The following is a 20837-nucleotide window of genomic DNA, read 5'->3' on the forward strand; positions in this document are numbered from 1 at the left end:
GCGGGCATGTGCCGGGGCCAGGTGGCATACAACTTTCGGGGGAGCAGGCTGATGAGCCAGTTGGTGCACATCGTCGATCGGCGTACCGATGCTCGCAACAAGAGCACCGTGAACCGCCAGCGTTTCCTGCGCCGCTTCAAGGGGCAGATACGCGACGCTGTGCGCAAGGCGATAGGGCGGCGCAATGTGCGCGACATCGATGCCGGCGAGGAGGTGCACATCACTGGCAAGGACATCTCAGAGCCGCAGTTCCGCCAGGGGCGGCCCGGGGTGTGGCGCCGCGTCAACGCGGGCAACGACCGTTTCGTCGTGGGTGACGAGGTGGAGCGTCCCAGCGGTTCGTCCGGTGGAGGCAGCGGCCAGGCAAGCAACGAAGGCGAGAGCCTGGATGACTTCGTCTTCACCCTCACCCGTGAGGAGTTCCTCGATATTTTTTTTGACGACCTGGCGCTGCCCAACCTGGTGAAAACGCAGCTCGCGCAGATCAAGGAATACCAGAGCCGCCGCGCGGGTTACACCCAGACCGGGACGCCTGCCAACATCAGCATCCGCCGCAGCATGCGCGGGGCGGCGGGGCGGCGCATAGCGCACGGCACGCCGCTGCGCCAGCGCCTGGAAGCCCTGCAGCAGGAGTGGGAGCAGGTGGTGGCCGAGCGCGGAGAGGGCGACTCGCGTGCACGCGAACTGCAGGAGGAAATGGCGCACCTGCGCGCGCGCCTGGAGGCCATTCCCTTCATTGACGAGTTCGACTTGCGCTACACCCACCGCGTGCGCGTGCCGCAACCCTCCACGCAGGCGGTGATGTTCTGCCTGATGGACGTGTCGGGCTCGATGGATGAGGAGCGCAAGCAGGTGGCCAAGCGCTTTTTCATGCTGCTCTACCTGTTCCTGCGCCGCACCTACGAACGGATCGATCTTGTGTTTGTGCGCCACCACACTCAGGCGGCGGAGGTGGACGAGGACGAGTTCTTTCATTCCCGCGAATCGGGCGGAACGGTGGTTTCCAGCGCGCTGGCGCTGACGCTCAAGATCGTGCGCGAGCGTTATGGCAGCCAGGCATGGAACGTGTACGTGGCCCAGGCGTCGGACGGCGACAACTGGAACGCCGACTCCCCGCTGTGCCGCGAACTGCTGGACGAGTCGCTCCTGCCGCTGTGCCAGTACTACGCGTACATCGAGATCAATGACGCCGTGCCGCGCAACCTGTGGGAGGAATACGCCAAGCTGCTGCCGGAGCACAAGGAGCGTTTCGCCATGCAGCGCATCATCGAGCCGTCGGACATCTTCCCGGTGTTTCGCAGCCTGTTCAAGAAGAGGCTGGCATGAGCCGCGGCAAGAAGCTCGCGCCATTGCCGCAGGGGTCGGAGTGGACATTCGATGCCCTGCGGCAGTACGACACCGCACTGGAGCGGCTGGCACACCAGCACAAGCTGGACCTGTACCCACACCAGATCGAGATCATCACCGCCGAGCAGATGCTCGATGCCTACGCTTCCATCGGCATGCCGGTGCTCTACCACCACTGGTCCTTCGGCAAGCATTACCTGGCGCAGGCCAAGCAGTACCAGCGCGGGCAGATGGGGCTGGCGTACGAGATCGTCATCAACTCCAACCCCTGCATCGCCTACCTGATGGAGGAAAACACCCTGACCATGCAGGCGCTGGTGATCGCGCATGCCGCCTACGGGCACAACGCCTTCTTCAAGGGCAACCACCTGTTTCGCACCTGGACGTCGGCTGACGCCATCATCGATTACCTGGTGTTTGCCCGCAACTTCATTGCCGAGTGCGAAGAGCGCCATGGGGTGGCGGCGGTGGAGCCCCTGCTGGACGCCTGCCATGCCTTGATGAACGTGGGCGTGGACCGTTACCGGCATCCTGCCAAGCTCTCGCTGGAGAAGGAGCGCCAGCGGCAGCGCGAGCGCGAGGTGTACCTGCAGCAGCAGGTCAACGAACTGTGGCGCACCCTGCCGCAGGCGCCTGGCAAGGAGGCCGTGGCGCAACCCCGCCGCTTTCCTGAAGAGCCCGAGGAAAACGTGCTCTACTTCATCGAAAAGAACGCCCCGTTGCTGGAGCCCTGGCAACGCGAGGTGGTGCGCATCGTGCGCAAGGTGGCGCAGTACTTCTACCCGCAGCGCCAGACGCAGGTGATGAACGAGGGCTGGGCCACCTGGTGGCACCACCACCTGCTGCATGGCCTGTACGAGCAGGGGCTGGTGGGCGACGGCTTCATGCTGGAGGTGCTGCACATGCACACCAACGTGGTGGCGCAGCGGCCCTTCCACCACCCGCACTACGACGGGCTCAACCCCTACGCCCTGGGTTTCGCGATGTGGCGGGACATCCGGCGCATCTGCGACACGCCTACCGACGAGGACCGCGAGTGGTTTCCCGACCTGGCGGGCAGCAACTGGCTGGAGAGTTTCGATTTTGCGATGAGGAACTTCAAGGACGAGAGTTTCATCGCACAGTACCTGTCGCCAAGGCTGATGCGGGAGTTCCGTTTGTTTGCCGCCGTGGACGACGACCACCAGCCGCGCGTGCGCATCGAGGCCATCCACGACGAGCGTGGTTACCGCCGGCTGCGCACTTTGCTTTCCCAGCAGTACGATCTGGGCGGGCGCGAACCTGACATACAGGTGTGGAACGTCGATACGCGGGGTGATCGCACGCTCACGCTGCGGCACCAGGAGCGCGACCGGCACCCCCTGGCCGACAGCGCAGATTCGGTTTTGCAGCACATCGCGCTGCTGTGGGGTTTTCCTGTCCGTATCGAAACGGTGGATGCGGCTGGGCAGGTAAGGCAGGTCCGGGAGTGTTCTCCAGCCAGGGATTGAGGCATGGTTGCCAAAGGACATAGGAGTTAGGCAGATGTATCGCAAGCGTCCAGTGCACATCGGGCTGTCGGCCCGCATCTTCCACCCCGAGGCGGGGGGCGTTGGCCTAAAGGGCAAGACCCTGCAGGTGCTGGAGCAGTCCGTGGCGCAGTGGGCTGCCTCGCGCGACACGCTGGTGCTCATGGTGCCTTCGGTGTTGCAGGACGGGCCGCTGATGCGAAGCAGCATCCGCGTCAGCGACTATGCCGAGTACCTGGATGGCCTGATCCTGCAAGGTGGGGCCGACGTCAGCCCCAAGGCCTACGGTGAGGAGCCGCTCAAGCCAGAGTGGAGCGGCGACGCCGTGCGTGACGCCTACGAGCTGGAGCTGGTGCACGAGTTCATGGAGGCGCGCAAGCCCATCCTGGGCATCTGCCGGGGCATGCAGCTGATCAATGTGGCGCTGGGCGGCAGCCTGTATCAGGACATTCCCACCCAGTGTCCCGAGTCTGCCGGGCACGAGTCGCCCGACTACGACCGCAACGCGCACGAGGTGGTGTTCACGCCCGGGGGCAAGCTGGCCGAGTGGTTCCGCGACGCGCCCAGTGGGCGGCGTGTGGCGTCCATCCACCACCAGGCGGTCAACCGGCTGGGCAAGGACGTGGTGGTGGAGGCCACGGCGCCCGACGGTGTGGTGGAGGCGATCCGCTGGACTGGGCGCGGCTTTGTGTGCGGCGTGCAATGGCACCCGGAGTTCCATCACCTGGGGGGCGAGGAGATGCTGGACTGCTCGCCGCTGTTGGATGCTTTCCTTGCGGCCGCACGCAAGTAAAATAGCAAAATTCCAAGGAGCGCTGCAGCGGCGCGCCGGTTGCAGGGCAACGGGCGTCCGTCAGGCTTGGACTTCCCCGAACACAACCGCGCTCACCTGAATGTGCCCTTGCAGGTGAGTGCCGTGTCCAACCCCCATCCCCCCGCCAACGTGAATTTCGCATCCCAGGCCGCCAGCGCGGCCCGTGCTTCCGTGCCGCCCATGCTGCTGTCCGGCCTGGAGCCGCTGCTCATCGACGAAAGCAGCCTGTTCGTGAACATCGGTGAGCGCACCAACGTCACCGGCTCCAAGGCGTTCGCGCGCATGATCCTCAACGGCCAGTACGAAGAGGCGCTGGCCGTGGCGCGCCAGCAGGTGGAAAACGGCGCCCAGGTCGTGGACGTGAACATGGACGAGGCCATGCTGGACAGCCAGGCCGCCATGGTGCGCTTCCTCAACCTCATGGCTGGCGAGCCCGACATTGCCCGTGTGCCGGTGATGATCGACTCGTCCAAGTGGGCGGTCATCGAGGCGGGCCTCAAGTGCATCCAGGGCAAGGGCATCGTCAACTCCATCAGCATGAAGGAGGGTGTGGACGAGTTCAAGCGCCAGGCCAGGCTGATCAAGCGCTACGGCGCGGCCACGGTTGTCATGGCTTTTGACGAGAAGGGCCAGGCCGATACCTACGAGCGCAAGGTCGAGATCTGTGAGCGGGCCTACCGCATCCTGGTGGACGAGGTCGGCTTCCCGCCCGAGGACATCATCTTCGACCCCAACATCTTCGCCATTGCCACGGGCATCGAAGAGCACAACAACTACGCGGTGGACTTCATCAACGCCACGCGCTGGATCAAGCAGAACCTGCCCGGGGCCAAGGTGTCGGGCGGTGTGTCCAACGTGTCGTTCAGCTTCCGCGGCAACGAACCCGTTCGCGAGGCCATCCACACCGTGTTCCTGTACCACGCCATCCAGGCGGGCATGGACATGGGCATCGTCAACGCCGGCATGATTGGCGTGTACGACGACCTGGACGCCGAGCTGCGCGAGCGTGTGGAAGACGTGGTGCTCAACCGCCGCCCGGACGCGACCGAGCGCCTGCTGGAGATCGCCGAGAGCGTGAAGGGTGCGGCCAAGGACGACAGCACGCGCAACGCTTGGCGCGCCCTGCCGGTGCGCGAGCGTTTGACGCACGCCCTGGTGCACGGCATCAACGAACATATCACCGAAGACACCGAGGAAATGTGGCAGGCCCTGCGTGCCGACGGCGGACGGCCGCTGCACGTCATCGAAGGCCCGCTGATGGACGGCATGAACGTGGTGGGCGACCTGTTCGGCCAGGGCAAGATGTTCCTGCCGCAGGTCGTCAAGAGCGCGCGCGTGATGAAGCAGGCCGTGGCCCACCTGGTGCCCTACATCGAAGAGGAAAAGCGCCAGCTCCAGGCCGCCGGGGGCGACGTCAAGTCCAAGGGCAAGATCGTCATTGCCACCGTCAAGGGCGACGTGCACGACATCGGCAAGAACATCGTGACCGTGGTCTTGCAGTGCAACAACTTCGACGTGGTCAACATGGGCGTGATGGTGCCCTGCCACGAAATCCTGGCCAAGGCCAAGGAGGTGGGTGCGGACATCGTGGGCCTGAGCGGCCTGATCACCCCGAGCCTGGAAGAGATGCAGTACGTGGCGGGGGAAATGGAGAAGGACCCGCACTTCCGCGAGCGCGGCATTCCCTTGCTGATTGGCGGCGCCACCTGCAGCCGCGTGCACACGGCGGTGAAGATTGCGCCCAACTACAGCGGCCCCGTGGTGTACGTGCCCGACGCCTCACGCAGCGTGGGTGTGGCGCAGAGCCTGCTGGGCGACGGCAAGGACAGCTACCTGACCGAGCTGCGCACCGACTACGACAAGGTGCGCACCCAGCATGCCAACAAGAAGCAGGTGCCCCTGTGGCCCCTGGCCAAGGCGCGTGCCAACAAGACCCCACTGGACTGGAGCGCGTATGCCCCCGTGGCGCCCAAATTCACCGGGCGGCGCGTGTTCAAGAACTTCGACCTGGCCGAGCTGGAGAAGTACATCGACTGGGGCCCCTTCTTCCAGACCTGGGACCTGGCCGGCCCTTACCCTGCCATCCTGGATGACGAGGTGGTGGGCGAGCAGGCCAAGCGCGTTTTTGCCGACGCCCAGGCCATGCTGAAGAAGATTGTGGAAGGGCGCTGGCTCACGGCCAACGCCGTGGTGGGCCTGTACCCGGCCAACACGGTGAACGACGATGACATCGAGCTGTATGCCGACGAATCCCGCACGGAGGTGGCGCTGACCTGGCACGGCATGCGCCAGCAGACCGAGAAGCAGGAGATTGACGGCGTGATGCGCCCCAGCCGCTGCCTGGCCGACTTCGTGGCGCCCAAGACCTCGGGCGTGGCAGACCACGTGGGCATGTTCGCGGTGACGGCAGGCATTGGTGCCGACAAGCGCGCCGCTGCCTTCGAGGCCGCGCAGGACGACTACAACGCCATCATGCTCAAAGCCCTGGCCGACCGCCTGGCCGAGGCCTTTGCCGAATGCCTGCACCAGCGTGTGCGTACCGACTTGTGGGGCTACGCCCCGCACGAAGGCCTGAGCAACGAAGAGCTGATTGCCGAGAAGTACCAGGGCATCCGCCCGGCGCCGGGCTACCCCGCCTGCCCAGACCATTCGGTGAAGCGCGACATGTTCGCCCTGCTGCACTGCGACGAGATTGGCATGGGCCTGACCGAAAGCCTGGCCATGACCCCGGCGGCCAGCGTGAGCGGTTTCTACATCGCCCACCCCGAGAGCAGCTACTTCAACGTCGGCAAGATCGGCCACGACCAGTTGGCCGACATGGCCCGGCGGCGCGGCATGGGCGAGGCCGAATTGGAGCGTCTGCTGGCCCCCAACCTCTGAGTCGCCAGAGGGAGGTTCACAACCGCTTTGGTTGCGCGCACAATGCTGTGCATGAAGCCAAGACGCGGATTCCTTCAACTTCTGTTGCTGGGAGGCTGGCCCAGCGGATGGCTCTTGGCTGCGGGCACACGGCCGCAACCGCCGGGCCTGCGGCGCGTGCGTGGCGACGTGCGTGTCAACGGCGAACCCGCTCAGGAGGGGCGTCTGGTACTGCCAGGTGACGTGATCACCACCGGGGCTGACGGCGAGGCCGTGTACGTGCTGGGCAACGACGCCTACCTTCTGCGTGCCCACACCGAGGTGCGCCACGAACCACAGGGCAACCCCGGTCTGCTGCAGATCGTGCAGGGCAAGATTCTTTCCGTGTTCGGCCCCGGGGCTAGGCGGCTGGAAACGCAGTCGGCCATCATCGGCATCCGTGGCACAGGCTGCTATATCGAGGCAGCGCCTCAACAGACATACTTTTGCCTGTGTTACGGCCGGGCAGAAGTGGTCCCAACGGCTGACCGTTCCCGGTCATTCGACTTGGCCACCACATACCACGACCGGCCTTACCTGATCGGTTCTTACGCAGGCGCCCCGCTGATGCAGGCCGCACCCGTCATCAACCACACGGACGCCGAGCTCATCATGCTGGAGGCGTTGAAAGGCCGCCGCCCGCCTTTCATGCAGCAGGGCTATTCGCCGCGCTACTGACGCTCAGGCGAATGCTCAGCTGTTGCAGTTGGCGCGCACTTCGTCAATGCTGGTCAGGCCGGCCAGCACCTTGGGAATGCCGTCCTGACGCAGTGTGCGGAAGTCGTGCGTTTCCATGGCGGTGCGCAGCAACTCCGCGGCGGGGGCCTTGAGTTGGATGAGCTTGCGCAGCGCTGCGTCCACCGTCATCAGTTCGTGCAGACCCACGCGGCCCTTGTAACCCGTCTGGTCGCAGCTCGGGCAGCCTGGCGCGTGGTAGCGCATCAGCCTGCCGTTCACACCGTGCTGCGCCAGCCACTCGGCGCGCACCTGGTCTGCCGCCGGGCGAAGCTCGGCAGGGAATGCATGGCTGTAGTCGGCAATCAGCTCGTCGATGAACTCTTCGCTGGCGGGTTCGCTGGTGCGGCATTCCTTGCACAGGCGCCGCACAAGGCGTTGTGCCAGCACGGCCAGCAGCGAATCGGCGAAGTTGAAGGGGTCCATGCCCATGTCCAGCAGGCGCACCACGGTTTCCGGCGCGCTGTTGGTGTGCAGGGTGGACAGCACCAGGTGCCCCGTGAGGGAGGCCTCGATGGCCGTCTGGGCCGTTTCCTCGTCGCGGATCTCGCCAACCATGATCACGTCGGGGTCGGCACGCAGGAAGGCGCGCAGCGCCTTGGCGAAGGTCCAGTCGATCTTGGGGTTGACCTGCACCTGGCGCAGGTCGGGGTTGGTGATTTCCACCGGGTCCTCGGCCGTCCAGATCTTGCGGTCGGGCGTGTTGATGTGCTGCAACAGCGCGTGCAGGGTGGTGGTCTTGCCCGAACCGGTGGGGCCTACGCACAGCACCATACCGTAGGGGCGCTCGATCACGCCTCGCAGGTCGGCCAGGTTCGCGGCCGACAGGCTGAGCTGGTCGATGGGCACGGGCTTGGCCGACGACAGCAGACGCAGCACCACGTCCTCGGCCCCCCCGTTGGTAGGGATGGTGGCTACGCGCAACTCCAGCTTGTGCTGTGACGAGTAGCGCGAGAAGTCGATCTTGCCGTCCTGCGGCTTGCGGCGCTCCGAGATGTCGAGGTCGCACATGATCTTGATGCGGGCCACCAGCGCCGAGCGGTACGTGTGCGGCAGCTCCATGTAGGGCACGAGCCGGCCGTCCTTGCGCAGGCGGATGCGCACCTTGCGTTTGCTGGCGAATGTCTCGATGTGGATGTCGGACGCCCCCTGGTTGAAGGCTTCCACGATCAGCTGGTTGATGAGCCGCACCAGAGAGTTGTCCGACTGCTCGATCTGCGGACCGTCGTCGCTGCCTTCGTCGTCCTGCTCGACACTCTGTTCCAGCGTTTCCAGCAGCTTGTCGGAGCTGGACGCCGTGTAGTCGGTCTGGCCCGTCTGCGCCGACGGGCTCCTGGCACCTTCCAGGCCGTGCCGGGCGTAGGCCTCGTTGATCTGGTTGTTGTCCAGCGAACCGCTGGCCAGCGCTGCGACGACTTTGCACTGCAGCGTGAATTCGAGTTCCTCGATCAGCGCCCGGCGCGAAGGGTCTTCGGCCGCGACGATCAGGGTGCCCTGGCTCCAGAGCAGCGGGAGCACCTTGAGGCGGCGCGCCAGCGTTACCGGCACGCGCCGCAAGGCCTCCTGGTCCATCGGGAACTTGGACAGGTCCACCACCGGGTAGCCCATCTTGCGTGCCAGCGCGGTCCGCAGGTCCTGCCGCGAGAGTTGGCCACTCTTGACGAGGAGTTCCCCCAGCGGGACGGTGCGCTCGGTCTTCTGCCGTTCCAGCGCTTCCTTGAGCTGCTGTTCCGAGACCAGACCCAGCGCGGTCAGTGCCTCACCGATACGGACCATCGGCATCTTGGACTGCTGCTCCAGTGCCACGAGAAGCTGTTCAGGCTTGACGATTTCCTTGATCACCAGGTAGTCGCCCAGCTTGCGGCTGCGCAGTGTTTCCTGCTCCCTGGCCGCCATTTCCACCTGGTCGTGCGTCACCACCTGCTGCTCGACCAGCACCTGCCCGATCGCCGCACCCAGCTGCACGTCACGGTAGTTTTCCCGGGGGATGAACACCCGTTCGACGCTGTCGTGCTCGTTCAGGGGCCGGAACAGGAACAGTCCCTGCTCCATCTCCACGTGTCCGATGGTCTCGCCTTCCTCGGTCTGCCCGTCGCTGAAAGTCAGGCGGTAGAGGATGCGAGTCCGGTAATCGAGCAGTTGCTGGAAGGCATGGGCGTCGATGGACGGCGTGGCCGCCACGCCGGTGGGTGTCAGTGCCGTCTTGATGCGAATCCGGCGGAACATCGAAAAGCGCAGGGGCATGCTCACCTTGGAGGGCGGCACCTGCACGTAGGCGGTGCGTTCCGGCAGGTTCAGCCCCACCAGCACGCAATCCCTGGTCTGCCCGTTGCTGCCTTCCACCTCGCAGGGCAGGTCCCCGGTGCCGGCATCCTGGTAACTGGCGTAAGGGGGGGACGGCCAGGGGGAAACGTTGGAGGCGGCGGACAGGGGGGCGGCGAGCATGAGCGGGTAGGCGTTGAATGTGGAGTGGGATGCCTGGGGATTGTGCACAAACTTGCTACTTCTGCCAACGATGCCGCGCAAAACAGGCCATTCTGTTCAGAGATGCGAGCGCCGGTACTGCATTGCCTCTGCCATGTGGGCGGCGAGCACCGTTTCGCTCCCTGCCAGATCGGCGATGGTCCGCGCCACCCGCATCGCCCGGTGGGTGGCCCGGCCAGACCAGCCCAGGCGGGTGGCCGCCGTTTGCAGCAGCTGGTTTGCGGCCGGTTCCAGCGAGATGTGCCGGTCCAGGGCGTCGCCTTGCAGCAACTGGTTCGGGTGCCCTTGGCGGCGGTGTGCCCGTTCACGCGCCGCGGCCACGCGACCCCGGACCTGCTGGCTGGGTTCGCCCCGGGGGGCTGCCATCAGCGTGTCGGCGGCAAGGATGGGCACTTCCACGTGCAGGTCGATGCGGTCGAGCAGCGGACCGCTGAGCTTGCCCTGGTAGCGGCTGACCTGGTCGGGCGTGCAGCGGCAGCTCTTGTGGGGTGCCCCCAGGTAGCCGCAGGGGCATGGGTTCATGGCTGCCACCAGCTGGAAGCGGGCGGGGAAGTCCGTCTGACGTCCGGCACGGGATATCCGTATCTGGCCCGTTTCCAGCGGTTCGCGAAGCGCCTCCAGTGCGCTGCGTGGGAATTCGGGCAGCTCGTCAAGGAACAGCACGCCGTGGTGGGCGAGCGAGATTTCGCCGGGTTTGGGCGGTGAGCCGCCGCCAACGAGTGCCACGGCACTCGCGCTGTGGTGAGGGGCGCTGGTGGGGCGCTGTCCCCACCTGTCGAGACGGAAGCGGCCAGCGAGCGAGGCAACGGCTGCGCTCTCCAGGGCTTCGTGGTCGTTCATGGGCGGCAGCAGCCCCGCCAGGCGCTGTGCAAGCATGGACTTGCCCGAGCCCGGAGGACCCACCAGCAACAGGCTGTGCTGGCCCGCGGCAGCGATCTCCAGCGCTCGCCGTGCGGCGGCCTGCCCCTTCACGTCCGACAGGTCAGGCTCCAACGCGTGGGATCGGGGTGCACAGGCCTCGACGGCCTGCCAGCCGTCTTCCATGTCGCCGCCTGGCGGCGTCTCTGCCGTGGCGAACTGCCGTGCCACGTCGAGCAGATGGCGGGCCCTGTAAACCCTTGCATCACGCGCAAGGGCCGCCTCTTCTGCACTGCCCGGGGGCAGGACAAGGCGTGCGCCTGCGGGGGCGCCGGGTGCGCAAAGGGCCAGGCCCATGGCCAGCGCGCCCCGGATGGGACGCAATTCCCCGCCCAGGGACAGTTCGCCGGCAAATTCGTACCCCGCCAGCCGGGAGCCGTCTATCTGTCCGCTGGCCGCCAGGATGCCCAGTGCAATGGGCAGGTCGAACCGGCCGGATTCCTTGGGCAGGTCGGCTGGCGCCAGGTTCACGGTGATGCGCTTGTTGCTGGGGAATTCAAGGCCGGCATTCTGGATGGCCGACCTCACCCGTTCCCGCGCCTCCTTGACTTCGGTGTCGGCCAAACCCACGAGCGTGAAGCTGGGCAGCCCGTTCGCCAGGTGAACTTCCACGCACACCGGTCGCGCATCCAGCCCCACGAGTGTGCGGCTTTGCACCAATGACAAGCTCATGTCCATCTACTCCCTGTTTTCTTCTGGCGGGCGCACTTTTTCTGTGCGCCTCGACTAAATGCACCTTATTGGTGCAATATCGCGTTTTGTTCTTTTCATCTTACCGCGCCGCGTCTGCCGCCAGGCCGGAGGTGGGGCGTCTCTTGGCGAGAGGGGGCAGCCTGGCATGTTTCTTGTTAGACCATTGCCGTTGTTCAATCCTTTAGAGAGACACACCATGAAGCTGGTAACCGCCATCATCAAACCGTTCAAGCTCGACGAGGTGCGCGAGGCGCTCTCCGTCATGGGCGTGCAAGGCATCACCGTGACCGAAGTCAAGGGCTTCGGGCGTCAGAAGGGCCATACCGAGCTGTACCGCGGCGCGGAGTACGTGGTGGACTTTCTGCCCAAAGTGAAGATTGAAGCCGCCGTTTCCGACGAACTGGTCGAGCGCGTCATCGAAGCCATCGAAGGCGCCGCACGCACCGGCAAGATCGGAGACGGCAAGATTTTCGTGTTCCCGCTGGAGCAGGTGGTGCGCATCCGCACTGGCGAAACGGGCGCCGAAGCCCTGTGATCAACCCTCACCCACAACAAAGAGCAAGCATATGAAAAAACTTCTATTGAGCCTCTGTCTGGGGCTGGGACTCACTCTGGGCGGTTTCTCTGCCATGGCGCAGGCGACCGATGCTGCGGCTCCCGCCACCGAACAGGCGGCCGCTGCTCCCGCAGCTGCAGAAGCCGCTGCGCCTGCTGCCCCCGAGGCAGCCGCACCTGCCGCAGCCGAAGCGGCTCCGGCCCCGACCGTCGACAAAGGCGACGTGGCCTGGATGATGGTTTCCACCCTGCTCGTGATCATGATGGTCGTGCCTGGCCTGGCGCTGTTCTACGGAGGCCTGGTGCGCAGCAAGAACATGCTGTCCGTGCTGATGCAGGTCATGGTGGTCTTTTCGCTGATCTCCGTGCTGTGGGCCGTGTACGGCTACAGCCTGGCGTTCGGCGGCGAGGGGCTGATCATCGGCAACCTGGACAAAGTGTTCCTGGCGGGCATCAACACGGAGTCGCTGGCGGACACCTTCACCGAAGGCGTGAAGATTCCCGAGGTGATCTTCGTGGCCTTCCAGGCAACGTTCGCTGGCATCACCTGCGCCCTGATCGTCGGCTCTTTCGCCGAGCGTATCAAGTTCAGCGCCGTGCTGCTCTTCAGCGTGATCTGGTTCACGTTCAGCTACCTGCCCATCGCTCACATGGTGTGGGGCGCCGGTGGCTACCTGCTCGACAAGGGCGCGCTGGACTTCGCTGGCGGCACCGTGGTGCACATCAACGCCGCCATGGCTGGCCTGGTGGGTGCCTACATGGTGGGCAAGCGCATCGGCTACGGCAAGGAGGCCATGGCGCCTCACAGCCTGACGCTGACCATGGTGGGTGCTTCCCTGCTGTGGGTGGGCTGGTTCGGCTTCAACGCCGGCTCCAACCTCGAATCCAACGCCGGTGCCGCGCTGGCCTTCGTCAACACGCTGCTGGCCACCGCCGCTGCCGTGCTGGCCTGGTCCATGGGCGAAGCCCTGGGCAAGGGCAAGGCCTCCATGCTGGGTGCCGCGTCCGGTGCCGTGGCTGGTCTGGTTGCCATCACCCCGGCCTGCGGTTCCGTCGGCCCGATGGGCGCCATCGTGATCGGTCTGGTCGCAGGCTTCCTGTGTCTGTGGGGCGTGACCGGCCTGAAGAAAATGCTGGGCGCCGATGACTCGCTCGACGTGTTCGGTGTGCACGGCGTCGGCGGTATCGTGGGTGCCCTGCTGACCGGTGTGTTCGCTGCCCCCGGCCTGGGTGGCACGGGCGCCGAGGACTTCTCCATCGCCAGCCAGCTGTTCGTTCAGGCCGAAGGTGTCGTGATCACCATCGTCTGGTCTGCAGTGGTTGCGTTTGTCGCCTACAAGATCGTGGATATGGTGGTCGGCCTGCGTGTCACCGAAGAAGCCGAGCGCGAAGGTCTGGACATCAGCTCCCACGGCGAGACCGCTTACAACCGCTGATCCGTCAACGTCACACACACCAGGCTGGCAGCCTGGTTCGGCCCGCGAAGCTTCGGCTCGCGGGCTTTTTTTCATGGGGCGGGCCGGGCTTGCCGCGAGCAGGCACAATCGCGGCCCATGGAATGGTTCATTGTCACGCTGGCCTCGGGGTTGGCAGGGTTTGTCGACTCGATCGTGGGCGGGGGCGGGCTGATTCTGCTGCCTGCATTGTTCGCCACGTTTCCCCAGGCGCACCCGGCCACATTGCTGGGATCGAACAAAAGCGCTTCGATCTGGGGGACCGCGGCGGCCACGGTGCAGTACGCGCGGCGGGTGGAGTTGAGCTGGAAGGCTCTGCTGCCTGCGGCCGCGGTGTGTTTCGGCGGTTCGATGGCTGGCGCCTGGCTGGTGACGGTGGTGTCGCCGGAATTCCTGCGCCGCATCCTGCCTGGCGTGCTGGTGGTGGTGCTGCTTTACACCTTGGCCCGCAAGGATCTGGGGCGTGAGCACCGGCCACGTTTCGCGGGCCGGGCCGAAACCCTTGCCGCCTGCGTCCTTGGCTTGACGATCGGTTTCTACGACGGTTTCTTCGGCCCGGGAACGGGTAGCTTCTTCGTCTTCCTGTTTGTCAGGTGGCTGGGGTACGACTTCCTGCACGCAAGTGCGTCGGCCAAGCTGTTGAATGTCACGTCGAACTTTGCCGCGCTGCTTCTCTTTGCATGGAAGGGGCACGTGTGGTGGCACCTTGCCATCGGTATGGCGGTGGCCAACGTGATCGGCAGCGTGCTGGGTACCCGCATGGCCTTGAAGCACGGGGCGGGCTTCGTGCGCGGCATGTTCCTGCTGGTGGTCACCGCGCTGATCCTCAAGACGGGCTGGGACGCCTACGCCGCCACGCCCTGACACGGCGGGCGCGGGTAGTCAGCGCTGCGCTGGGGGCCAGTTGACTTCGCTGACCGGCCTTGGCACCCCGATGGGGGCCGAGGTCTTGCCCTGCCGCGTGGCCTGGATGTCTTCCTCGCTGGGGTAGAGGCCGAGCAGGAGGTAGTCGAACACCCGGCGTGCGATGGGGGCCGCATGCGCTGCACCGAAGCCTGCATTTTCGACAACCACTGCGAGTGCAACCTGCGGGTCTTCCACGGGGGCGAAGGCCACGTAGAGCGAGTGGTCGCGCTGGTGTTCCTCCAGCCGCCGCGCGTCGTAGCGGTCCTTCTGGCCGATGGTCACCGCCTGGGCCGTGCCCGTCTTGCCGCCGCTGCGGTAGGCGGCGCCCGCGAACACGCGGGTGGATGTGCCCTCCGTGGTCACTGCCTCCATTGCTGACAGTACCTGCTGAACGTGGGTCTTGTTGTAGCCCAGCGGGGTGCCCGTGTCACGCACAGTGGGGGTCACGGTGCGTGACACGGAGTCCTGCGAAGCGATAGTCACGTGGGGGGTGTGACGGGTGCCACCGTTGGCCAGGGTGGCCATGGCGTTGGCCAGCTGCAGCATGGTGAAGCTGTTGTAGCCTTGGCCGATGCCCAGTGAAATGGTCTCGCCAGCATGCCAGCGCTTCTGTTCCGGCTTGCTGTAGGTGTTGCGTTTCCAGGCCTGGCTTGGCAGAACGCCCCGCACTTCACCACGCAGGTCGATGCCCGTGATCTGGCCGAACCCCAGCGGCTGCATGAAATCGTGGATGGCGTCGACCCCCATCTCGTTGGCGAGGGTGTAGTAGTAGACGTTGCTCGACATGACGATGCTGCGCCGCAGGTCCACGGCGCCCAGGCCATGGTCGCCATGGCTGCGGAAGCGGTGGTTGCCGAACATCCAGAAGCCGGGGTCGTTGATCACCGTTTCGGCCTTGCGCTTGCCGCTTTCCAGGGCTGCCAGCGCCATGAATGGCTTGTAGGTCGAGCCAGGAGGGTAGGTGCCTCTCAGTGCGCGGTTGAGCAAGGGTTTGTCGATCGACTCGTTGAGCGCCTTCCAGTTCTCGGTGTCGATCCCCTCGACGAACAGGTTGGGGTCGAAGGTGGGCATGCTGACCAGCGCCAGGATCTCTCCACTGCGCGGGTCGATGGCCACCAGCGCGCCCCGGCGATCGCCGTAAAGCGTTTCGACGAGATGCTGCAGCCGGATGTCGAGCGACAGCCGCACCTGGTGGCCGTTGACGGGCGGTGTGCTCGTGAGCGTGCGCACCGCGTGCCCGCCAGCAGACGTTTCGACCCGCTCGAAACCCGTGGTGCCGTGGAGCAGACCTTCGTAGCTTTGCTCCACACCGAGTTTGCCGATGTGCTCGGTGCCGCGGTAGTTGGCCTGGTCCTCGTCGGGCCAGTCCAGCATCGATTCCTTCTCTCGCTGGTTGATCCGCCCGATATAGCCTATGACGTGGCTGCCGGTTTCCCCCAGGGGGTAGTGCCTGAGCAGGCGTGCCTGTATCTCGACCCCGGGAAACCTGTGAAGCTGGGCGGCGACCCTGGCCACCTCCTCGTCGCTGAGGCGCGTGCGCAGGGGCAGGGAGTCGAAACGCTTGGATTCCGCCACCAGACGCTTGAACCGGCGTACGTCCCGTGCGGGAACCTCTATGAGCTGGGAAAGCGACTCGATGGTCTGTTCCAGATCGATCACCCTGGAAGGGGTGATTTCCAGGGTGTAGACGGACAGGTTGTCGGCCAGAACCAGGCCGTTGCGGTCGATGATCTGGCCCCGGCTGGGCACGATGGGGATGACCGCCGTGCGGTTGGTCTCGGCCTGGGTGGCGAGTTCGTCGTGCCGCTGTATCTGCAGGTGCACGAGGCGCAGCGTGATCAGTCCGAACGCAACCAGCACCGCTGCGGCGGCCACCAGCACACGGGTCCGGAACAGGCCCAACTGGTGCTCGATGTCCTTGAGCTCGGTCATGCGCGGTTCAGATGGGCCGGTTTTCGTCGAGGTCGTGGGCGCGCCGCTGCGGTGCGAGCAGCACAATCGTCACCAGCGGCCACAGCAGCGACTCCAGCAACGGGGCCAGCATGAGCGGCCAGCCCGGCCAGCCGTGTCCGGCCAGCAGCCGCGTCATCAGCTGGATGACGTGCGCCACGATGAACAGTGGCAGTGTGTGCACGGCCTGGGTGCGCAGGTCAAACCAAAGGATGCGGCGGTGGATGACGATGGCCAGGTAGGTCAGCACCGTGTAGGCCAGGGCATGCTGCCCGAGCAGGGAGCCCTGGTGCACATCGAGCAGCAGGCCGAAGGCGAAGCCCGCGCCCACGCCCACCCGCAAAGGCTGGTGGATGCTCCAGAACACCAGGCACAGGGCCAGGAAATCCGGTATCCAGGCCGCGCGGCCCGCCAGGCCGATGTGCACCAGCATGTTCAGGAACAGCGCCCCGAAAAGGGTGCTCCAGATGAACCACGGGCTGGCTGGCAACAGCAAGGCCTGGCCCGGACGCATGATCATCGCTTCTGCTCCTTGTCGGTCAGGGCGTCCAGTGGTTTTTTCTCCTGGGGGTCGACCACCAGCACGTGAAGCGAGTGGTCCATCTTGGCCATGGGTTCGCACAGAATGCGGGCAAAACCTGCCTGGCCCCGGCTGGAGACTTCCGTGACCCGGGCCACGGGCAGGCCCGGCGGGTAGACGCCGTCGATACCGCTGGTGGTGAGGATGTCACCCGCTTCCGTGTCGGTGCTGGCCCGCACGAAGCGCAGCTCCAGTTGGCCGCCGCCGGCTTGCGACAGCCCGTACGCCAGGCTGCGCTGACCAGTGCGCGTGTTCACCACGGGGATCACCTGCTGCCGGTCTATCAGCAGCGTCACCTCGGAGGCCATGGGGTACACGCGGGTCACCTGTCCCAGCACACCGTAGCCGTCCATCACCGCAGACCCGAGCAGCACGCCTTGCACGCTCCCGCGGTTGATGACGACCTTGTGTGAATAAGGGTCGGCCGTCTCGTACAGCACCTCGGCGCCCCGCGCGCCCACTGGCAAGCGCTCTCCCATGCTCAGCAGCGTTCGCAGTTCGCGGTTCTCCTGGGCAAGGTGTTCCACCAGCGCGGCACGCTGCGCCTGGCGGGTGAGTTCAGCGCGGGCTTCCTCGGCGTCTTTCTGTGCGGCGGCCAGGCTGCTGAAGTGCTCGCCGGTCAAGCCTGCCAGGCGAACCGGCTGCAAGGCCAGCCATTGCAATGGGTACAGCGCGACAGAGACCGCCGAACGCACCGGGGCGGCCCAGTGCATGCGCACGTCCACCACCATGAGCAGCACCGCCACGGCGCTGAGCACCATCAGTTTGGACAGGGCCGACGGGCCCTGCTTGAAGAAGGGCGGGGGTGTGCGGTCTACGGTTCCCAGCGGCATGGCCGGCAACGCCCCGGGGTCACTCGTTGGTGAAGATGCTGCCGCCCAGGCGGTCCATGCGTTCCAGCGCCATGCCGCAGCCGCGCACCACGCAGGTCAGGGGTTCCTCGGCCACCAGCACAGGCAGACCGGTCTCCTCGGCCAGCAGGCGGTCCAGGTCGCGCAGCAGCGCGCCGCCGCCGGTCAGCATCATGCCGCGTTCGGCAATGTCCGCGCCCAGTTCGGGCGGGGTCTGCTCCAGCGCGGTCTTGACGGCGCCAACGATGTTGTTGATCGGGTCGGTCAGGGCTTCCAGCACCTCGTTGCTGGAGATGGTGAAGCTGCGCGGCACGCCCTCTGACAGGTTGCGGCCCTTGACTTCCATTTCCTTGACTTCGGAGCCAGGGAAGGCAGAGCCGATCTGCTTCTTGATGGCTTCGGCGGTGGGTTCGCCGATCAGCATGCCGTAGTTGCGGCGGATGTAGCTGATGATGGCTTCGTCGAACTTGTCGCCGCCCACGCGCACCGAGCCTTTGTAGACCATGCCGCCCAGGGAGATGACGCCCACTTCGGTGGTGCCGCCGCCAATGTCAACCACCATGGAGCCGGAGGCTTCCGACACCGGCAGCCCGGCGCCGATGGCCGCTGCCATGGGTTCCTCGATCAGGTAGACCTCAGACGCGCCAGCGCCCAGCGCCGATTCGCGGATGGCGCGGCGCTCCACCTGGGTGGAGCCGCAGGGCACGCAGATGATGATGCGCGGGCTCGGCTTGAGCATGGAGCGCGGGTGCACCATCTTGATGAACTGCTTGAGCATCTGTTCGGTGACCGTGAAGTCGGCGATCACGCCGTCCTTCATGGGGCGGATGGCCTCAATGTTGCCGGGCACCTTGCCCAGCATGGCCTTGGCCTCGTGGCCCACGGCCTGGATGGTCTTCTTGCCCTGAGGGCCGCCTTCGTGGCGGATGGAGACGACGGAGGGTTCGTCCAGGACGATGCCCTTGCCGCGAACGTAGATCAGGGTGTTGGCAGTGCCCAGGTCAATGGCCAGGTCGGTGGAGAAATGCCGACGAAACGATTCGAACATGTTTGAAAATCCTGTGCGGCCTGCCTGTGGCCCGCTTGGCCAGACGCGCGGGCAGAGCCGGGAATGTGTGGGTCAGCTGAAAAAACGGGGGGTGTTCCTGGCGACAGGGCAAAATCGGGGGGCACGGCGGCGAGCCCGCACGATACTGCCGCGTCAAACACGGGATAATACCGCAAGGCCTGTGCATAACTTGCGGTAACTTGCTGCTGGCAGGCGGTTTTTTCTCAGTTTTTACACGCGGTTGCAAAGCCGCGTGACACCAAACTCTCAACCCCATGTCCCTCACTTTGCAAGACATCGGCCGCATTGCCCACCTGGCGCGGCTGGAGCTGGACGAAGCCCATGCCCTGGGCATGCAGGCCAAGCTGAACGGCTTCTTCGACATCGTCGAACGCATGAAGGCGGTGGACACCACCGGCGTGGAGCCGTTGGCCCACCCGACCGCCGTGATCGACCACGTGGCGCTGCGCCTGCGCGACGACGTGGTGAGCGAGCCCAACCAGCGCGAGGCCAACCAAGCCAGTGCCCCCGCCGTGGAAGACGGGCTGTTCCTGGTGCCCAAGGTCATCGAGTGAGGCGAGCGAACAAGACATGAGTGAACTGCACCAACTGGATCTGACCACCCTGGCCGCCAAGCTGGCCGCACGCGAAGTTTCTAGCGTGGAGGTGACCCGCCACCTGCTCGACCGCGCCCGCCAGCATGCCAGCCTGGGTGCCTACCTGGCCTTCAACGAGGAGGCCAGCCTGGCACAGGCGAAGGCGGCCGATGCACGCCTGGCTGCTGGCGAGCGCACCCCGCTGCTGGGCGTGCCGCTGGCGCACAAGGACATCTTCGTCACCAAGGACTTCCCCACCACCGCCGGCAGCAAGATGCTGGAGGGCTACCGCAGCCCGTTCGACGCGACGGTGGTGTCGCGCCTGGCTGCAGCTGGCGTCGTGACGCTGGGCAAGCTCAACTGCGACGAGTTCGCCATGGGCTCGGGTAACGACAACTCGGCCTACGGCCCGGCGCACAATCCCTGGGACGCGGCGCGTGTGCCTGGCGGTTCGTCCGGTGGCTCGGCCGTGGCCGTGGCGGCGCGCCTGGCCCCGGCGGCCACCGGTACTGACACGGGCGGCTCCATCCGCCAGCCCGCCAGCTTCACCGGCATCACCGGCATCAAGCCCACCTACGGCCGCTGCTCGCGCTTTGGGCTGGTGGCCTACGCCTCCAGCCTGGACCAGGCCGGCCCCATGGCCCGCAGCGCGCGCGACTGCGCCGTGTTGCTCAGCGCCATGGCGGGCCCCGACCTGGACCGCGACTCCACCAGCCTGGACCACCCCGCCGAGGACTACACCGCCGGGCTGGACCAGCCGCTGGCCGGACTGAGCGCGGCCACCGCCAGCCAGCCGCTCAAGGGCTTGCGCATCGGCCTGCCGCGTGAATTCTTCGGTGAAGGCTGCGCCGCAGACGTGGTGGCGCCCATCCGCGCCGCCCTGGCCGAATACGAGAAGCTGGGCGCCACGCTTGTGGACATAACGCTGCCGCGTACCGAGCTGTCCATTCCCGCCTACTACATCATCGCCCCGGCCGAGGCCAGCTCCAACCTCAGCCGCTTTGACGGCGTGAAGTTCGGCCACCGCGCCAAGGAATACGCCGACCTGCTCGACATGTACAAGAAGTCGCGCAGCGAGGCTTTTGGTGCGGAGGTGCAGCGCCGCATCATGATCGGCACCTATGTGCTGAGCCACGGCTACTACGACGCCTACTACATCAAGGCGCAGCAGATCCGCCGCCTGATCGCTCAGGACTTCCAGGCTGCCTTCCAGCAGTGCGACGTGATTGCCGGGCCGGTGGCGCCCACGGTGGCTTGGAAGATCGGCGAGAAGTCCGACGATCCGGTGGCCGCCTACCTGGCTGACATCTTCACGCTGCCCGCGTCGCTGTCGGGTCTGCCCGGCATGAGCGTGCCGGTGGGCTTTGGTGCGGGCAACATGCCGGTGGGCCTGCAGCTCATCGGCAACTACTTCCAGGAGGCGCGCCTGCTGGGCGTGGCTCACCATTTCCAGCGCGCCACCGACTGGCACACCCGCGCTCCGGCCGGGTTCTGAAGGGG

Annotated in this window: 16 protein-coding genes and 1 riboswitch; of the genes, 10 read left to right on the forward strand and 6 right to left on the reverse strand. The window is 65.8% G+C overall.

The window, feature by feature from the left end; genetic code table 11:
* Window positions 1-60 precede the first annotated feature (60 nt).
* The 5 genes from ACYVHH_RS11700 (at window position 61) to ACYVHH_RS11720 (ending at window position 7245) form a co-directional block, all read left to right on the forward strand.
* Window positions 61-1326 carry a YeaH/YhbH family protein gene (locus ACYVHH_RS11700; RefSeq protein WP_460565390.1) on the forward strand — a complete coding sequence of 422 codons (1266 nt, stop codon included), beginning with the start codon at window positions 61-63 and terminating at the stop codon, window positions 1324-1326.
* Window positions 1323-2837 (forward strand): SpoVR family protein, encoded by a 1515-nt coding sequence (locus ACYVHH_RS11705; RefSeq protein WP_460565349.1) that lies wholly within the window; start codon window positions 1323-1325, stop codon window positions 2835-2837. The genes ACYVHH_RS11700 and ACYVHH_RS11705 overlap by 4 nt, the downstream gene beginning before the upstream one ends.
* A gap of 34 nt (window positions 2838-2871) precedes the next feature.
* Window positions 2872-3648, forward strand: coding sequence for a gamma-glutamyl-gamma-aminobutyrate hydrolase family protein (locus tag ACYVHH_RS11710; RefSeq protein ID WP_460565350.1), 777 nt, complete (start codon window positions 2872-2874; stop codon window positions 3646-3648).
* 8 nt (window positions 3649-3656) lie between these two features.
* Window positions 3657-3749: riboswitch (S-adenosyl-L-homocysteine riboswitch) on the forward strand.
* A 49-nt stretch (window positions 3750-3798) separates the two neighbouring features.
* Window positions 3799-6549 carry a methionine synthase gene (gene metH / locus ACYVHH_RS11715; protein WP_460565391.1) on the forward strand — a complete coding sequence of 917 codons (2751 nt, stop codon included), beginning with the start codon at window positions 3799-3801 and terminating at the stop codon, window positions 6547-6549.
* A 114-nt stretch (window positions 6550-6663) separates the two neighbouring features.
* Complete coding sequence (locus ACYVHH_RS11720) at window positions 6664-7245, forward strand: FecR family protein (protein WP_460565351.1); 582 nt, start codon at window positions 6664-6666, stop codon at window positions 7243-7245.
* A gap of 15 nt (window positions 7246-7260) precedes the next feature.
* On the opposite strand, the gene ACYVHH_RS11725 is transcribed toward ACYVHH_RS11720, so the two are convergent.
* Complete coding sequence (locus tag ACYVHH_RS11725) at window positions 7261-9747, reverse strand: GspE/PulE family protein (protein WP_460565352.1); 2487 nt, start codon at window positions 9745-9747, stop codon at window positions 7261-7263.
* A gap of 96 nt (window positions 9748-9843) precedes the next feature.
* Window positions 9844-11376, reverse strand: a complete 1533-nt coding sequence (locus tag ACYVHH_RS11730) for a YifB family Mg chelatase-like AAA ATPase (RefSeq protein ID WP_460565353.1) — start codon at window positions 11374-11376, stop codon at window positions 9844-9846.
* Window positions 11377-11593: 217 nt separating this feature from the next.
* On the opposite strand from ACYVHH_RS11730, the gene glnK reads away from it, so the two are divergent.
* The 3 genes from glnK (at window position 11594) to ACYVHH_RS11745 (ending at window position 14270) form a co-directional block, all read left to right on the forward strand.
* Complete coding sequence (gene glnK, locus ACYVHH_RS11735) at window positions 11594-11932, forward strand: P-II family nitrogen regulator (RefSeq protein ID WP_460565354.1); 339 nt, start codon at window positions 11594-11596, stop codon at window positions 11930-11932.
* Between the two features lie 31 nt (window positions 11933-11963).
* On the forward strand, window positions 11964-13388 hold the full coding sequence (locus ACYVHH_RS11740) for an ammonium transporter (RefSeq protein WP_460565355.1): 1425 nt from the start codon (window positions 11964-11966) through the stop codon (window positions 13386-13388).
* 117 nt (window positions 13389-13505) lie between these two features.
* On the forward strand, window positions 13506-14270 hold the full coding sequence (locus ACYVHH_RS11745; RefSeq protein WP_460565356.1) for a TSUP family transporter: 765 nt from the start codon (window positions 13506-13508) through the stop codon (window positions 14268-14270).
* 18 nt (window positions 14271-14288) lie between these two features.
* Here the strand turns inward: ACYVHH_RS11745 and mrdA are convergent, their stop codons facing one another.
* Genes mrdA through ACYVHH_RS11765 form a run of 4 tightly spaced genes read right to left on the reverse strand, consistent with a single transcriptional unit; the run spans window position 14289 to window position 18741 of the window.
* Window positions 14289-16244 (reverse strand): penicillin-binding protein 2, encoded by a 1956-nt coding sequence (mrdA, locus tag ACYVHH_RS11750; protein ID WP_460565357.1) that lies wholly within the window; start codon window positions 16242-16244, stop codon window positions 14289-14291.
* Window positions 16245-16251: 7 nt separating this feature from the next.
* Window positions 16252-16782 carry a rod shape-determining protein MreD gene (gene mreD, locus ACYVHH_RS11755; protein WP_460565358.1) on the reverse strand — a complete coding sequence of 177 codons (531 nt, stop codon included), beginning with the start codon at window positions 16780-16782 and terminating at the stop codon, window positions 16252-16254.
* Window positions 16779-17675 (reverse strand): rod shape-determining protein MreC, encoded by an 897-nt coding sequence (mreC, locus tag ACYVHH_RS11760; protein WP_460565360.1) that lies wholly within the window; start codon window positions 17673-17675, stop codon window positions 16779-16781. The genes mreD and mreC overlap by 4 nt, the downstream gene beginning before the upstream one ends.
* A 19-nt stretch (window positions 17676-17694) precedes the next feature.
* The gene (locus ACYVHH_RS11765; protein ID WP_460565361.1) at window positions 17695-18741 is read right to left on the reverse strand and encodes a rod shape-determining protein; all 1047 of its coding nucleotides are present in this window, start codon (window positions 18739-18741) and stop codon (window positions 17695-17697) included.
* A gap of 275 nt (window positions 18742-19016) precedes the next feature.
* Between ACYVHH_RS11765 and gatC the strand changes: the two genes are divergently transcribed.
* Together gatC and gatA are read left to right on the forward strand one after the other, a co-directional pair.
* The gene (gene gatC / locus ACYVHH_RS11770; RefSeq protein ID WP_460565362.1) at window positions 19017-19316 is read left to right on the forward strand and encodes an Asp-tRNA(Asn)/Glu-tRNA(Gln) amidotransferase subunit GatC; all 300 of its coding nucleotides are present in this window, start codon (window positions 19017-19019) and stop codon (window positions 19314-19316) included.
* Window positions 19317-19332: 16 nt separating this feature from the next.
* Complete coding sequence (gene gatA, locus ACYVHH_RS11775; protein ID WP_460565363.1) at window positions 19333-20832, forward strand: Asp-tRNA(Asn)/Glu-tRNA(Gln) amidotransferase subunit GatA; 1500 nt, start codon at window positions 19333-19335, stop codon at window positions 20830-20832.
* Window positions 20833-20837 lie beyond the last annotated feature (5 nt).

Source organism: Hydrogenophaga aquatica, from assembly GCF_054780915.1.